We start from the raw sequence: 14,788 nt of genomic DNA, 5'->3' as shown, positions 1-14,788 counted from the left end.
AGAAAATGGGGGCCAATCCCCTGCGCGGCGAGGCGGAATTGCGCGTCGGTGGCGATGCGCTGGTCCTGCGCCCGAGCTTTGCCGCGCTGGTCGCGGCGGAGAGCGAGTTGGGGCCGCTGTTCGCGCTCGTCGAGCGCGCGGCCGACGGGCGGCTCGCGCTGAGCGAGATGGCGGCATTGTTCTGGCATTGTGTGAAGGATCGGCCGGCGGCGCTGACGCGCGAGGCGGTCGGCGACGCGGTGGTGGCGGGGGGGCTGGCCGCGGTGACCCCGGCGCTGCGCGTGCTGCTGGGGCAGATATTGCAGGGGCGGTGAACGTGGGGCCTTTTGCCGATGTCGCGCTTGTTTTGCTGGGCCTGATGGCGCGGCTCGCGGGCTGGCGGCCCGATGATTTCTGGGCGGCGACGCCGGCCGATGCGGCGGCGGTGCTGGCGGGGTGGCGCGACGAGGAGGCGGGCGGGATGGGCCAGGCCGATCTTGCGGCGATGATGGAGCAATGTCCCGATGGATGAGATCGACGAGATGGTCGTCGCGGTGCGCGCCGATACCGGCGCGTTCCGGCGCGACGTGGCGATGATGCGCGCCGAACTGGAAGGGCCGCTCGCCAGCGGCGCCGACGCGGCGGGGCGGGCGATCGAGCGGTCGCTGACCCGCGCGATCATGACCGGCAAGCTGGGCTTTGAGGATTTGAAGCGGCTGGCGCTGACGGTGATGGCCGATATTGCGCGCGCCGCGATCCAGAACGGCATCGGCACGGCGATCGGTGGCGGCGCGGCGGGCGGCGGCGGCGGATTGCTGTCGCTGGGCGCGTCGATCGCCGGGGCGCTGTTCGGCGCGCCGGGGCGCGCGACGGGCGGGCCGGTGAGCGCCGGGCGCGCCTATCGCGTCGGCGAGCGCGGCCCCGAATGGTTCGTGCCGACCGCGAGCGGGCGGGTCGAGGCGGCGGGCGGCGCGGTGCGCAATATCGCGATCACGGTCAATGTCCGCGGCGACGGGGCGAGCGAGCCGCAGCGGCTGGCGCAGACCGGGCGGCAACTGGCGCGCGCGGTGCGGCGCGCGGTCGCGGCGGGAGAGGATTGATGGGCTGGGCGCTGGTCGCGGCCGAGCCGCATCACCGCAAGGGCTGGGTCAAGCGGTTCGATCCGCGGTTCTGGACGGTCGATTTCGCGCGGCCGATGATGGCGGCGGTCACGACGACCGCGCCCGATGCGCTGCGCGTCGAGGCGGTCTTTTATCAAAAGCAGGATCTGGCCGGGCTGATCTGGGAGGCCGAGGATCGCTGGGACCATCCGCTGCTCGCCTATGAGACGAAGCGCGATTTCCGGCATAGCCAGCTTCGCTTTCGCTGGCGGTCGGGCGGGGTGAAGCCGCTCGACGCGCTGCACGGGCCGACGCTGACGATCGAGGGGCGCGATGCGGCGGGAAACCCGCGCGCCTGGTATGTCCGGCTGTGGAATTATGCGGCGGGGACGCCGACCGACGCGGTCGTCACGCTCGATTTCGATGCGCTCGTCGGCGGCTTCCTGGTGCCGGGCGAGGCCGACCCGGTGTGGGCGGGCGATATCGACCGGATGTTCGTCTCGCTGGTGCCGCCGGGGTATGACGGCGGCGACGGCGCGCTCGCGGCGCCCGCCGAGGGCTGGGCCGAGATGCGCGATATCGCCTGTTCGGGGTCGGGATCGGTGCTGGCGATCGGCGATGCGGTGCTGCCCGAGCAGCGCCAGGGAATCGCGAACGGCTATGACGACGCCTATCATCTGACCCCGGCGCGGCTGGTGCGCCAGATCGTCCAGCTCGGCTATCGCGGCGATGTCGTCCATTATGTCGGGATGAGCCATTATATGCGGCTCGCGGTCGACGGGGAGGCGTTTCGGGCGAGCGTCGCGGGCGGGGCGGTCAACGCGCCCGCGGCGGCGTGGCACCGGGCGCTGGCGACCGAATGCGCGGGCGCGGGGCTGGGGCTGATCTGGTCGCTCTCCTATGAACTGTTCGACGCCTATTGCCCCGAGGACTGGAAACAGCGCGATGCCGAGGGTGCGCCCGCGCTGACCGGGTGGGAGCCGCCGTCGACCTTGCTCTCGCCCGCGAACGCCGAGGCGATGGGGTATCTGCAGCTCGTCGCGCGGGGTTTCATCGGCTTTGCGGTCGACGCGGGACTGGCGGTGCGATTCCAGGTCGGCGAGCCCTGGTGGTGGGTCGGCGGCGGCGGGCGGCTGTGCGCTTATGATGCGGCAACGACCGCCGCGCTGGGCGGGGCGAGCGTCGCGATCGCCGATGTGCGGGGGAGCCTGACGGCGGCGCAGCGCGCGATGCTCGATGCGCTCGGCGCGCTGCTCGCGACATCGACCGCGGCGCTGGTCGCGGCGGCGCGCGACGAGGCAGGGGTGGCGGGGCTGGTGAGCCATCTGCTCGTCTATCTGCCGACGGTGCTCGATCCCGATGCGCCCGAGCTTCGGCGCGCCAATGTGCCGATGGGGTGGGCGGCGCCGGCCTTCGGTGTGTTGCAGCTCGAGGATTATGACTGGGTGACCGGCGGGCGCGGCGCCGCGACGGCGGGGGCCCGAGGCGCGATGACGGTGCGGCTCGGTTATCCGGTCGGCGAACAGCATTATTTTGCGGGCTTCGTGCTGCGGGGCGAGGATCGGGCGCAATGGGCGGCGATCGCCGATGCGGCCGAGGCCGCGCGGCGCGCGGGGGTAGCGCGAACCTTTGTCTGGGCGCTGCCGCAGGTGGCACGCGATGGCTATGTGAGTTTTGACGGGGAGGATGAAGTGCAGGCTTTCGATGCGGTCGACTTTCCGCTGGCGATCGGGCGCGAAGCGATGGCCCTGACCGAATTTTCGACCCAGATCATCAGCTCGCCCTCGGGGCATGAGCAGCGCGCGAGCGAATGGGCCGAGGCGCGGATGCGCTATGACGCGGGGCCGGGAGTCCGGTCCGAGGCCGATGTGCGGACGCTTGCCGGCTTCTTTCGCGCGCGAAGGGGCGCGGCGCGGGCTTTCCGCTTTCGCGATCCGTTCGATCAGGGGTCGGCGGCGGATGGGGGCTTGCCGGGCGCGGCGGATCAGTTGCTGGGGGTCGGCGACGGAAGCCGGCGGCAGTTCGCGCTGGTCAAGCATTATGGCGCGGGCGACGCGGTGCAGGAGCGCCGGGTCCGCCTGCCGGTCGAAGGCAGCGTGCGCGTGTCGGTCGACGGGGTCGAGACGGCGGCGTTCGTGGTGACGAGCGACGGCGAGGTGCTGCTCGACGCGGCGCCCGCGACGGGAGTGGCGGTGCGCGCGGGCTTTGTGTTCGACGTGCCGGTGCGCTTTGCCGAGGATCGGCTCGAGGTCAGCCGCGCGACCTTTCTGGCGGGCGAGATGGCGCATGTGCCGCTGGTCGAGGTGCGCGCGCCATGGTGATGGAGACGACGACAGCGGCGCCCGATTGGCTGCGCGGCGAACTGGTGACGCTCGCCTGGTGCTGGCGGCTGGCACGGCGCGACGGGGTGGTGATCGGGCTGACCTCGCACGACCGCGACCTGATCGTCGGCGGCGTGCCCTATCGCGCCGCGCCGGGGATGAAGCCGTCGGCGATCGAAACCCGCGACGAGATCGACGCCGCGACGATGGACCTGGAGGGCGCGATCGCGAGCGATGCGATCGCGGCGGACGACCTCGACGCGGGACGCTGGGACGGGGCGGCGGTCGAGCTGTTCGTGACCGACTGGAACGCGCCCGAAGCGGCGCCGGTCACGGTGGCGCGCGGGGCGCTCGGCGCGGTCGAGCGGCGCGGCGCGGCGTTCACCGCCGAGTTGCAAGGGGTGACGCGCGCGCTCGACGGGCCGGCGTGCCCCGCAACCTCGCCCTCTTGCCGCGCGATGCTCGGCGACCCTGCGTGCCGCGTCGATCTGGCGCCGCGCACGCATATCCGGCGCGTGGTCGCGGTCGAGGGAAGGGCGGTGACGCTCGACGTCGCGGCGCCGCCGGGCGCGATGGCGTTCGGCGAACTGACCTGGATGGAGGGCGCGGTGTGCGGCCTGTCGAGCCCGGTGATCGATGCGGCGGGGGCGGTGCTGACGCTGGCCGAAATTCCGCCGGTGCTGCCCGTGCTGCCGCTGCGCGTGCGGCTGGTCGAGGGGTGCGACAAGCAGCTTGCGACGTGCCGGACGCGCTTTGCCAATGCGGTCAATTTTCGCGGCGAGGCGCATCTGCCGGGCAACGACCTGCTGACGCGCTATCCGGGTGGGTGAGGTGAGGCGGGTTGCCCACCCCGCTGCGCGTAGCGAGCAAGCTCGCAACTCTCGCTGCCCCTCCCGCTTGCGGGAGGGGGAATGGGGCGCGCGCGTTTTTGCGGCGGCGCGGGCGATGGTCGGGGCGCGGTTTCGGCGGCAGGGGCGCGATCCGGCGACGGGGCTCGATTGCGTCGGGCTGGTGTGGGCGGCCTATGTCGCCGCCGGACGAGAGCTGGTCGCGCCTGCGGGCTATCCTTTGCGAGGGTGGACGCGCGCGCGGATTGAAGCGGCCTTGGCGGCGGCCGGTTTCGAGCGGGTCGAGGATCGGCGCGTCGGCGACGTTGTGCTGATCGCGCTCGCGGCGGGGCAGATTCATCTGGGGGTGATGGGGCCGGCGAGTTTCGTTCACGCGCATGCGGGATTGCGGCGGGTGGTGGAGACGCCGGTGGATGCGGCGATGATTGCGGCGGCGCAGGGCTGGCGGCTTTGCCCACCCCGCTGCGACTAGGGCGCAAGCGCCCAAGTCTCGCTGCCCCTCCCGCATGCGGGAGGGGATTTTCTTGGAGGATGGCATGGCAACTCTGGTGCTGACGGTGGTCGGCGGGATCGTCGGTGGGCCGGTGGGGGCGGCGCTGGGCGCGGCGATCGGGCAGCAGGCCGACGCCGCGATCTTCAAGCCCAAGGGGCGCGAAGGGCCGCGCCTCGCCGACCTGAAGGTGCAGGCATCGACCTATGGCCAGCAGATTCCCAAGCTGTTCGGGACGATGCGGGTCGCGGGGAGCGTGATCTGGGCGACCGACCTGATCGAGCGGCGGAACAAGCGCGGCGGCGGCAAGGGGCGGCCATCGACGACCGAATATAGCTATGCGGTGTCGCTGGCGGTCGCGCTGTCGTCGCGGCCGGTCGGCGCGATCCGGCGGATCTGGGCGGACGGCAATTTGCTGCGCGGGTCGAGCGGGTCGTTCCAGGAACGCTGTATTTTTCGCTTTTATGGCGGAAGCGAGGACCAGCCGGTCGATCCGCTGATCGCCTCGGCGGTCGGCATGGCGTCTGCGAGCGCGTTTCGCGGCCTGTCCTATGCCGTGTTCGAGGAGCTGGAACTCGGCGCCTTCGGCAATCGCATTCCGTCGCTGACCTTCGAGGTCGAGGCCGATGCGGGCGCCGTCGATGCGGGCGTCGTCGGCGATGCGCTGCTCGGCGAGGCCGGGCGTTGCGGCGGGCGCTGGCCGATCGCGGGCTATGCGGCGTCGGGCGAGCGGGTGCGCGAGGCGCTGGGGCCGTTGTTCGAGATCGACGGCACCAGGCTGGTCAGCGATCCCGCCGGCTGGCGGCTCGCCCCGGCCGAAATCCTGCCGTTACCATCAGCATTCAGCGATTTCTGCGAAGCCGGGCGCGTGCTGGCGCCGTCCGATTGCACCGAACGGCGGCGCGCGCCGTTGTCGGCGCTCCCCGGCACGATCCGCCTGCGCCATTATGAGCCCGAGCGCGACTATCAGCTCGGCCAGCAGTCGGCGGCGGTCGCGGGCGGGGGGATGCGCGAGGAGCGGATCGACCTGCCCGCGGTGCTGCCCGCGGGGTCGGCGCGCGCGCTGGCGCGCAAACTGGCGGCGGCGGCCACCGACGGGCGCGAGACGCTGATCTGGGCGGGCGACCTTGCCGCGCTGGCGTTGCCCGTCGGCGGGCTCGTCGTGCTGGCCGACGGTGGGGCCTGGCGCGTTGCGGCGCGGACGATGCGCGACCGCGGCGTGACGATCGAACTGCGACGGTTTCAGCCGGCCTCGACCGAGGCGATCGCCGCCGATCCGGGGCTTCCCGTCGCCAGCCCCGACTGGCCCGACGCCGAAGCGAGCGTGCGGTTGTTCGACCTGCCGAATATCGGCGTAGCGGCGGCGACGGCGCCGCGGCTGGTCGTTGCGGCGGCGGCCAGCAACGACGGCTGGCGCGGCGCCGACCTGTGGTTTCAGCCCGAGGCGGGCGCCGAACCGATCGCGATCGGCGCCGCGCGCCCGGCGGCCGCGCTCGGCGTGCTCGATGCGGCGCTGGCGGTCGGCGGGACGCTGGTGTTCGATCGGTCGCGCGCGCTGACGGTCACGCTGGTCAATCCGTCGATGACGCTGGAGTCGGTCGATGATCGGGCGCTGCTCGCCGGGGCGAATCGCGCGATGATCGGCGACGAACTGCTGCAATTCGGCATCGCCGAGATGATCGGCCCGGCGACATGGCGGCTTTCGCACCTGCTGCGCGGCCGGGGCGGAACCGCGGCGGCGGCGCAGGCGGCGGGCGCGCCTTTCGTTCTGCTCGACGACCCGGCGCTGCTGCCGATCCCCGACGATCTCGCGCGGTTCGCCGAAGGAGGCGGCGCCATTCTGCAATGGGCGTCGCGGTCGGGGGCCGACGTCGATGACGTCGCGGTGCCCGCGGCGCGGCAGGCGCTGCGCCCGCTTGCTCCCGTCCATGGCGTCATCCGGCCGGACGGCGCGGGCGGGGCCGAGCTGCGCTGGGTCCGCCGCACCCGGACCGATGCGGGCTGGCGCGACCATGTCGATGTTCCGCTGGGCGAAAGCCGCGAGGCGTGGCGGATCGAGGCCGAGCCCGCGGCGGCGGGTGTCGGGCCGTGGGAGACCGCGTCGCCGTCGCTCGCGATCGACGCCGTCACCTGGGGCGCGCTTGCGCCGGACAGCGTGTTTTCCATCCGGCAGGTCGGCGACTTCGCGCTGTCCGAGCCGCTGCATTTGCCCCTGACAGGATAGGATGACCGATGACCGAGACGACCCAGACCGCGCGCTTTGCTCTTCCGCTGCTGGCGATGGCGCAGGCGCAAAAGGAGGTGACGCATAATGAGGCGCTCGTGCTGCTCGACGCGCTGGTCCATGCGGCGATCGAGGATGGTCCCCTTGAGGCCCCGCCGCCGTCGCCGGCGGTCGGCCAATGCTGGCTGGTCGGCGCGGGCGCCGGCGGCGACTGGGCCGGGCAGGCCGACGCGGTCGCCATCTGGTGCGAGGGCGGCTGGCGCTTTGCGGCGCCGCGCGCCGGGATGCGGATCGTGCGGTTGAGCGACGGCGTCTGGCTGCGCTATGGGTCGGGTGCGTGGGCGGCTCCGGACGCGCTTGCGAATCCGGGCGGCGGCACGACGATCGACGCCGAAGCGCGCTCGGCGATTGCCGCGCTGATTCAGCTTCTCGAGGCGCAAGGCCTTTTGATCTCGGCCTGATTTCGCTTATATTCTAGTGGCAAGTGCGACTTTTTGGCAACATATTGACGATTTGTTAGCTTGCGCGGAACCAAAGGCACGAGTAGGACGTCTGTCGAAACGTATATCTCAATTGAAAGGGGAAAATACTATGAGGAAGCTTGCCGTCGCTGTGGCGTTAGCCTCCACTGCCCTTGCGTCGCCTGCCCTGGCGCGCGACAACTCCTGGTATGTTGGCGTTGGTGGTGGTGTGATGCTGGTCGAAGACCTCGACCTGGACATCGGTACTGTCAATAACGCTGGTACGATCGATCATCGTAAGGGCTATGATGTCGAAGGCACTGTCGGTTACGACTTTGGCGGCTTCCGTGCGGAAGTCGAAGTCGGTTACCGCGAAGCCGACATCAAGTCTGGGTCGTTTTCGACCCCCGGTATCCCGAGCCTTGCCAATGGTGGTGGGAATTTCGTCGGTTCGACCCCGCTGAACGGCGACTCGAACGCCCTCAGCTTCATGGTCAACGGCCTGCTCGACTTCGGTGACGACGATGGCCTGCAAGGCTTCGTCGGCGGCGGTGCCGGTGTTGCGCGCGTCTCGGTCGAGCCGGTCTTTGCCGGTCCGTTCCTCGACGATTCGGACACGGGCTTTGCCTGGCAGGCGATTGCGGGCGTTCGCGCTCCGCTGACCAAGAATTGGGACGTCGGCCTGAAGTATCGTTTCTTCAACGCCAGCAACCTCGACCTCGTCGATCAGGCTGGCCGCGACGTTTCGACGCGCTTCCGGTCGCACTCGATCCTGGGCACGCTGACGTACAACTTCGGTGGCGCGGAAGCTCCCCCGCCGCCTCCGCCCCCGCCGCCCCCGCCGCCTCCCCCGCCGCCCCCGCCCCCGCCGCCGCCTCCGCCGGCCGTGTGTGAGCCTGGGCCGTACATCGTGTACTTCGACTGGGATCAGTCGGCGATCACGCCGGAAGCGGCCGCGACGCTCGACAATGCGATCAGCGCCTACAACCGCGGTTGTTCGGGTACGCAGGTCTGGCTCGCCGGTCACGCCGACCGTTCGGGTTCGGCCAAGTACAACGTCGGTCTGTCGCAGCGCCGCAACGATGCGGTTCGCAGCTACCTGACCGCGCGTGGTGTCTCGGATGGCTCGATCTCGGCCGAAGCGTTCGGCGAAAGCCGTCCGGCCGTGGCGACCGCCGATGGCGTCCGCAACGACCAGAACCGTCGCGTGGAAATCAAGTACGGTCCGGGTTCGGGCAACTAAGATTTCCAACCCGGTTCGGGTTTGAAGAAAAGGAGGGCGGTGCCGCAAGGCGCCGCCCTTTCTTTTTGGCGATTATGGAGCTTGCAAACACACCCTCGCCTCCGTCGTCATGCTGAACCCTTCAACAGGCTCAGGACAGGCTTGTTTCAGCATCCTTGGTCGGCGCTCTCGGGCAGAGCTGCGCCCAATTCGAGGGCAGGCCATGGACCCTGAAACAGGTTAAGGGTGACGAGAGAGCAAATGAGATCGGCTATCGACCGATCGCCTGTTCCGCCCGTCACCCTAGCCTTGCTTGGCGATTATTCCCTTTGCATCCGTAGACGCTCTATTCTCCGTCATTGCTTCGCTTCGCTCGCAGGAAACTTCCGGTCGTCTTCAGACGTGCGTCATCCCGGGCGGACCCGGGATCCCGCTTTTTTGCCCGCATCGACCCAAGCGGAACCCCGGATGAAATCCGCGGTGACGATGAAAGAAAGGTCGTCTTTCGCTCGATAGCAGGCCGGTGTCATCGTCTCCTGGCCCTTGTTTCGAATGCCGCTGCCGCGCTTTTTATTTGCAGCTTTCGTAAAATGTTATACCATAACAATTCCGATCGAGGCGGCTGGTTCGGTTGTGCCGATCCCGATCGGTAGCGCGGGGCGGACGCGGGAGGCGCGTTTCGTCCTGCCCGACAGGGAGCGACAGGATGCGTAGACGCAGTCGGTTTCACCGCAGTATTTTCCGCGCCGACCCCAATGGCGACCCCGATATCAACACGACGCCGCTGATCGACGTGATGCTGGTGATGCTGGTGATGTTCATCATCACCATCCCGCCGCCGACGCACAGCGTCGATGTCGAACTGCCCGTGGGATCGCATGCCGAGGTCCGCGATGAAAATCGCGTGACCATCGACACCAGCGACATCATCCGCTGGAACGGCGAGGCGGTGGACCTCGCGCAACTCGGCCAATTGGTGAAGGCAGCGGGCGAACGCCCCGTCGAGGCGACGCTGATGTTCGAACCTGCGGCGCAGGCGCGCTATCTGCGGGTCGATGAGGCGATCGGCGCGATCCGCCGCAACGGCGGCAGCAAGATCGCCTTTCCCGGCATTCGGCAATATGGCGGGCTGATCTGAATCGCGTGAGGGCATGACGACATAGGGGTGGGAACGGACCTTTCCGATCCTCCCCGGCACGGGGAGGGGGACCATGCGAAGCATGGTGGAGGGGCACAGCCGGCCTGCCTTGCCGTTGACATCATATGCGCGACCCAGCGTTGGAAATGCGCGGCTCTTTCGGCCGAGCGCGGCGCAAACCTCCTGTGCCCCTCCACCACCCTTCGGGTGGTCCCCCTCCCCCCGTGGGGGAGGATCGCTTTTGGCGGCTTTTGGTCGATTGCAGTCCTTAAACCTCGTCATGCTGAACTTGTTTCAGCATCCATGGCCTGCGCTCGCGTCCAGCGCCGCGCCGAAGGAGACGCTAGGCCATGGACCCTGAAACAAGTTCAGGGTGACGAAGAAGAGTAGGTCGGCTTTCCGGTCGGAAGCCGTCGATCTGTCAGCGAGGATGGCAATCCGTGCAGAGACGCAGGGATGTCCGACGGTCCCTCGTTGCGACTGCGGCGTCTTTGCGCGAAAATTTAATCGCCGGGCGAAAATCGGTCGAAGCGGGAAGAAGGATCGCGGTCGCTCGTCAAGCAGACGGCGCGGTTCCCGGGCGCAGATAGGGTATCATATAGTTGACATAATCGGCCTTGCCGAGCGGCACGCCCATGTGGCGCATCACCGCATAGGCGGCGACGAGGTGGAAGTAGAATTGCGGCTGCGCCCAGTCGCGCACGTAAGTGGTGGCGGTCATGTCGAAGGCCATGCCATTGGGCAGGTCGAAACCGACGGCGCGGTCCTCATCATCGTCGAACGTCGCCGGATCGATCGCGTCGAGCCAGGCCAGCGTCGCGGCGATCTGGGCCTGGAGCCCCGCGAAATCAGCGGCGTCCTCGCCGAGATCGGGCGCGTCGCTCGCGCCGAGGCGCACCGCGGTCTGGATCGCCTGAGCGCAGCTGAAACGGACCTGCGCCGCGAGCGGAAACATGTCGGGCGCGAGCCGCGCGGCGATGAACTGCAATTCGCCGACGCCATTCTGCTCGCCCCAGTCGAGCGCCTTGCCGAGCTGGCTCGACAGCGCGCGCAGCCCGTTGCGGTAGGCGGGGATGGTGAGGTCGTAGAGCGTGGGCATCGGGAGTTTCCTTTGGCGGAGGACGGTCAGGCGGCGGCGAGATTGTCCTGAAACTGGAGGCGCGCGAGGCGCGCGTAGAGGCCGTCGGCGGCGACGAGGTCGTCGTGGCGGCCCTCCTCGACGATCCGGCCTTCGTCCATGACGATGATGCGGTCGGCGGCGCGGACGGTGGCGAGGCGATGCGCGATGACGATCGTCGTGCGGTCGTGCATCAGTGCTTCGAGTGCATCCTGAACGAGCCGTTCGGATTCGGCGTCGAGCGCCGAGGTCGCTTCGTCGAGCAGCAACAAAGGCGAGCGGCGCAGTAGCGCGCGGGCGATCGCGACCCGCTGGCGCTGACCGCCCGAGAGGCGCGCGCCGCCTTCGCCCATGAAAGTGTCGAGACCGTCGGGCAGCTTGCGAAGAAATTCCTCGGCATTGGCGGCGCGTGCGGCCTCCCACAATTGCTCGTCGGTCGCGGCCCAATTGCCATAGCGCAGATTGTCGCGCGCCGAGGCCGCGAAGATCACCGTCTCCTGCGGCACCATCGCGATCCGGGCGCGGATGTCGGCGGGGTCTGCCTCGGTCAGCGGCACGCCGTCGAGCCGGATCTGTCCCGCGCGCGGGTCGTAGAAACGCTCGGCAAGCTGGAAGAGCGTCGATTTGCCGGCGCCCGAGGGGCCGACGATCGCGACGGTTTCGCGCGGGCGCACCGCGAGCGAGAAATCATGCAGCGCGGCAGTGTCGGGACGGGTCGGATAGCGAAATTCGACATGATCGAATTCGAGCGTGCCCACCGGCGGTTCGGGCAGCGGCCGCGGGTTGGCCGGTGCGGCGATCGTCGGTTCGGCGACGAGCAACTCGTGGAGCCGCTCGGCCGCGCCCGCCGCGCGCAGCAGGTCGCCATAGACTTCGGTAAGTGCCCCGAATGCGCCCGCGACCAGCCCGCCGGTGAGGACGAAGGCGGCGATCGTGCCGCCGGTGATCGTGCCCGCGGCGACCCCTGCGGCGCCATACCAGAGCAACGTCGTGATCGCGCCGAACAGCAGGCCGATGACGATCGCGGTCATGACCGCGCGCAGGCGGATGCGGCGCTTGGCGGTCGCGAAATTGGCCTCGACCGCGGCGGTGAAGCGCTCGGCTTCGCGCCCTTCCTGTCCAAAGGCCTGGACGATCTTCATCGCGCCCAATTGCTCGGCGGTCGTCGCGCCGATGTCGGCGACGCGATCCTGGCTCGACCGCGAGACATTCTGGAGGCGGCGGCCGAGAATGACGATCGGCATGATGATCACCGGGATGCCGATCAACATCCCCGCGGTCAGCCGGGGCGAGAGCGAGAAAAGATAGATGATCCCGCCGATTCCCATGACCGTGTTGCGGAGCGCGACCGAGACGGTGGTGCCGACCGTCTGTTCGATGATCGCGGTGTCGGCGGTCATCCGCGAGGCGATTTCGGACGGGCGGTTTTCCTCGAAGAAGCCGGGCGCGAGGCGCAGCAGGTTGCGCTGCACGCCTTCGCGGATATCGGCGACCGTCCGCTCGCCGAGCCAGCTCACGAAATAGAAGCGCGTCGCGGTCGCGGCGGCGAGCAGGAGCACGATGCCGTAGAAGAAGCGGAAATGCGGCGAGACGTCGCCGCCACCGGCGACGAAGCCCGAGTCGATCATCGCCTTGAACTGATAGGGAATCGCGAGCGTCGCGAGCGCGGCGACGCCGAGCGCCACCGCCGCGACCAGCAGGGGCAGCGGATATCGGCTGGCATAGTGCCAGACCATGCGCAGGCTGGACAGCTTGCGGCGGGGCGGGTCGGATTGGTCTGATTTGGTCGCCATCGCCCATGGCCCTAGCAGCCGCGCCCGCGCCGCTCAACGTCGCAAAATGCCGTCCCGCTTCAAGGCGTGTGAAGCCCGGCAAAATGATGCGTTGCACAATGACCGCGTTTCCCTAGACTGGCCGGCAACCAGCACACGCCGAAAAGAGCGCGGGCGGACGCAAGGGGCTCATCGAATATGTTGTATCACGCCTTTGACATGCAGAAGAGTTGGCTCGCGGGGGCGAGCGCGCTGGCGACCGCCGGGGCGCAGGTGATCCAGCATCCCGCCAACCCGCTCGGCTATTTCGGCGGCAGCCCGATGTTCGCCTCGGCGCTCGAAGTATTCGCGCACGCCGCCGCGCCGCGCGGCAAGCCGGGGTTCGCGCTGTACGAGACCGTCGTCGATGGTGCGACGGTGCGCGTTGCCGAAGCGATCGAAGCGCGCAAGCCCTTTGGCCAGCTCAAGCATTTCAAGCATCGGGCCAGCGCGGGAAAGCCCAAACTGCTGATCGTCGCGCCGATGTCGGGCCATTATGCGACGCTGCTGCGCGGCACCGTCGAGCGGATGCTGCCCGAGCATGACGTGTGGATCACCGACTGGCGCGACGCGCGCAACGTGCCGCTGGAGGCGGGCCAGTTCGACCTCGACGATTATGTCGATTATCTGATTTCATGGCTCGAGCATATCGGGCCGGGCGCGCATATGCTGGCGGTGTGCCAGCCATCGGTGCCGAGCCTCGCCGCCGCGGCGGTGATGGCTGCGAACAAGAATAAATGTCGGCCGCGGACGCTGACGATGATGGGCGGGCCGATCGACACGCGCAAGGCGCCGACCGCGGTCAACCAGCATGCGACGACGCGGCCCTATGCCTGGTTTCAGGAGAATGTCATCGCGACCGTCCCGGCCTGGTATCCGGGCGCTGCTCGCCGCGTCTATCCGGGCTTTCTCCAGCTTGCCGGCTTCATGTCGATGAACCTGGGCAATCACATGATGAGCCATTGGGAGATGTTCAAGCATCTGGTCGACGGCGATGGCGAGAGCGCCGACAAGACCAAGGAATTCTACGACGAATATCGCGCGGTGTGCGACATGACCGCCGAATTCTATCTCCAGACGGTCGATGTCGTGTTCCAGCGCCACCTGCTGCCCAAGGGCGAGATGCTCCATCGCGGCACGCCGGTCGACCTCACGAAGATCGAGGATATCGCGATCCTGGCGATCGAGGGCGAGCGCGACGATATTTCGGGGATCGGCCAGACCAAGGCGGCGCTGACGCTCGCCAAGGCGCTGCCTGCGGACAAGAAGAAATATCTGCTGGCGAAGAGCGTCGGCCATTATGGTATCTTCAACGGTCGCAAATGGCGCGAGGAGATCGCGCCGGTGGTCGAGACATGGATCCGCGCCAACGGGGGGTGAGGGGCGCGCGGCAGGCTTCGACCGGAAGCCGCCCTACTCTTCATCGTCACCCTGAACTTGTTTCAGGGTCCATGGCCCACCGTCTCCTTCGGCGCAGCGCAAGGCGCGAGCGCAGGCCATGGATGCTGAAACAAGTTCAGCATGACGACATTGAAAAGCCGCTGCCCACCCCAAAGCGGCGGTTATCGGTTCACCGCTTCCGCCCGTAATGCCCCGGCAATCGGGTGGCCTGCGTCAGCCCCGGACGCCAGGTGTCGAGCTTCGGCGGCGGGACGATCTGGAAGTCGGCCATGCTGTCGGCGGAGCGCAGTTCATCGCTGCGCGCCGCGCGCAGGTGGGCGATTTCGATCGGCCTGTCGGTTTCGAGACCAAAGCGCTTGCCGACGACCCAGCGCACCGTACCCGCCATCGGCTCGTGGCCGGGCAGCAGTACCGTCAAGCGCTCGCCGATCTGCAGGATGTGCGGCCCCTGGCCGCCGAGGCCGGTCTCGGACACGTTGCGGATGGTGACGTCGAACGAACCGAGCCGCTGACAGCCGAGTGTCGCCTTCACCAGCCGCGATTGGCGCGGCTGGCGCTTTCCGGCAGGGGTGGGTGAGGCGGTGGCCTCGGGACTAGGCATGGTGCGACCCATTGTTTCCGCCTGCTCCCACGCCAGGCGGTTATTTTGGCCCCCACCATGGCTTAACGCGCGAAG

Annotated in this window: 14 protein-coding genes; 11 read left to right on the top strand and 3 right to left on the bottom strand. The window is 68.7% G+C overall.

The window, feature by feature from the left end:
- Positions 1-5: 5 nt before the first annotated feature.
- From CVO77_RS07410 to CVO77_RS07365, 10 genes are all read left to right on the top strand, one after another.
- Positions 6-314, top strand: coding sequence for a gene transfer agent family protein (locus CVO77_RS07410; RefSeq protein WP_105998567.1), 309 nt, complete (start codon positions 6-8; stop codon positions 312-314).
- Positions 311-511, top strand: a complete 201-nt coding sequence (locus CVO77_RS07405) for a phage tail assembly chaperone (RefSeq protein WP_420822534.1) — start codon at positions 311-313, stop codon at positions 509-511. The genes CVO77_RS07410 and CVO77_RS07405 overlap by 4 nt, the downstream gene beginning before the upstream one ends.
- A complete protein-coding gene (locus CVO77_RS07400) occupies positions 504-1,079 on the top strand; it encodes a tail tape measure protein (RefSeq protein WP_105998566.1) in 576 nt (191 codons plus the stop codon). The genes CVO77_RS07405 and CVO77_RS07400 overlap by 8 nt, the downstream gene beginning before the upstream one ends.
- Complete coding sequence (locus CVO77_RS07395; RefSeq protein ID WP_105998565.1) at positions 1,079-3,400, top strand: DUF2460 domain-containing protein; 2,322 nt, start codon at positions 1,079-1,081, stop codon at positions 3,398-3,400. The genes CVO77_RS07400 and CVO77_RS07395 overlap by 1 nt, the downstream gene beginning before the upstream one ends.
- Positions 3,394-4,230, top strand: coding sequence for a DUF2163 domain-containing protein (locus CVO77_RS07390; RefSeq protein ID WP_242446134.1), 837 nt, complete (start codon positions 3,394-3,396; stop codon positions 4,228-4,230). The genes CVO77_RS07395 and CVO77_RS07390 overlap by 7 nt, the downstream gene beginning before the upstream one ends.
- A gap of 115 nt (positions 4,231-4,345) precedes the next feature.
- Positions 4,346-4,720 (top strand): NlpC/P60 family protein, encoded by a 375-nt coding sequence (locus CVO77_RS07385; RefSeq protein WP_242446133.1) that lies wholly within the window; start codon positions 4,346-4,348, stop codon positions 4,718-4,720.
- 64 nt (positions 4,721-4,784) lie between these two features.
- Positions 4,785-6,962 (top strand): GTA baseplate fiber-binding domain-containing protein, encoded by a 2,178-nt coding sequence (locus CVO77_RS07380; protein ID WP_106000713.1) that lies wholly within the window; start codon positions 4,785-4,787, stop codon positions 6,960-6,962.
- An 8-nt stretch (positions 6,963-6,970) separates the two neighbouring features.
- Complete coding sequence (locus tag CVO77_RS07375; RefSeq protein ID WP_105998564.1) at positions 6,971-7,423, top strand: DUF2793 domain-containing protein; 453 nt, start codon at positions 6,971-6,973, stop codon at positions 7,421-7,423.
- A gap of 130 nt (positions 7,424-7,553) precedes the next feature.
- On the top strand, positions 7,554-8,666 hold the full coding sequence (locus CVO77_RS07370) for an OmpA family protein (RefSeq protein ID WP_192878885.1): 1,113 nt from the start codon (positions 7,554-7,556) through the stop codon (positions 8,664-8,666).
- Between the two features lie 685 nt (positions 8,667-9,351).
- Complete coding sequence (locus CVO77_RS07365; RefSeq protein WP_105998563.1) at positions 9,352-9,783, top strand: ExbD/TolR family protein; 432 nt, start codon at positions 9,352-9,354, stop codon at positions 9,781-9,783.
- A 556-nt stretch (positions 9,784-10,339) separates the two neighbouring features.
- On the opposite strand, the gene CVO77_RS07360 is transcribed toward CVO77_RS07365, so the two are convergent.
- Both CVO77_RS07360 and CVO77_RS07355 read right to left on the bottom strand, forming a co-directional pair.
- Complete coding sequence (locus tag CVO77_RS07360) at positions 10,340-10,882, bottom strand: DUF1993 domain-containing protein (RefSeq protein ID WP_105998562.1); 543 nt, start codon at positions 10,880-10,882, stop codon at positions 10,340-10,342.
- A gap of 26 nt (positions 10,883-10,908) precedes the next feature.
- On the bottom strand, positions 10,909-12,693 hold the full coding sequence (locus tag CVO77_RS07355; RefSeq protein WP_105998561.1) for an ABC transporter transmembrane domain-containing protein: 1,785 nt from the start codon (positions 12,691-12,693) through the stop codon (positions 10,909-10,911).
- A 177-nt stretch (positions 12,694-12,870) separates the two neighbouring features.
- Here CVO77_RS07355 and CVO77_RS07350 point away from each other — a divergent pair, with 177 nt between their 5' ends.
- Positions 12,871-14,091: a polyhydroxyalkanoate depolymerase gene (locus CVO77_RS07350; protein WP_105998560.1), complete on the top strand. Its 1,221-nt coding sequence runs from the start codon at positions 12,871-12,873 to the stop codon at positions 14,089-14,091.
- Between the two features lie 190 nt (positions 14,092-14,281).
- Here the strand turns inward: CVO77_RS07350 and CVO77_RS07345 are convergent, their stop codons facing one another.
- The gene (locus CVO77_RS07345; RefSeq protein WP_106000711.1) at positions 14,282-14,713 is read right to left on the bottom strand and encodes a PilZ domain-containing protein; all 432 of its coding nucleotides are present in this window, start codon (positions 14,711-14,713) and stop codon (positions 14,282-14,284) included.
- Positions 14,714-14,788 lie beyond the last annotated feature (75 nt).

Source organism: Sphingopyxis lindanitolerans (genome assembly GCF_002993885.1).
GTDB lineage: Bacteria > Pseudomonadota > Alphaproteobacteria > Sphingomonadales > Sphingomonadaceae > Sphingopyxis > Sphingopyxis lindanitolerans.
This window is presented reverse-complemented; position numbering and strand designations above follow the sequence as displayed.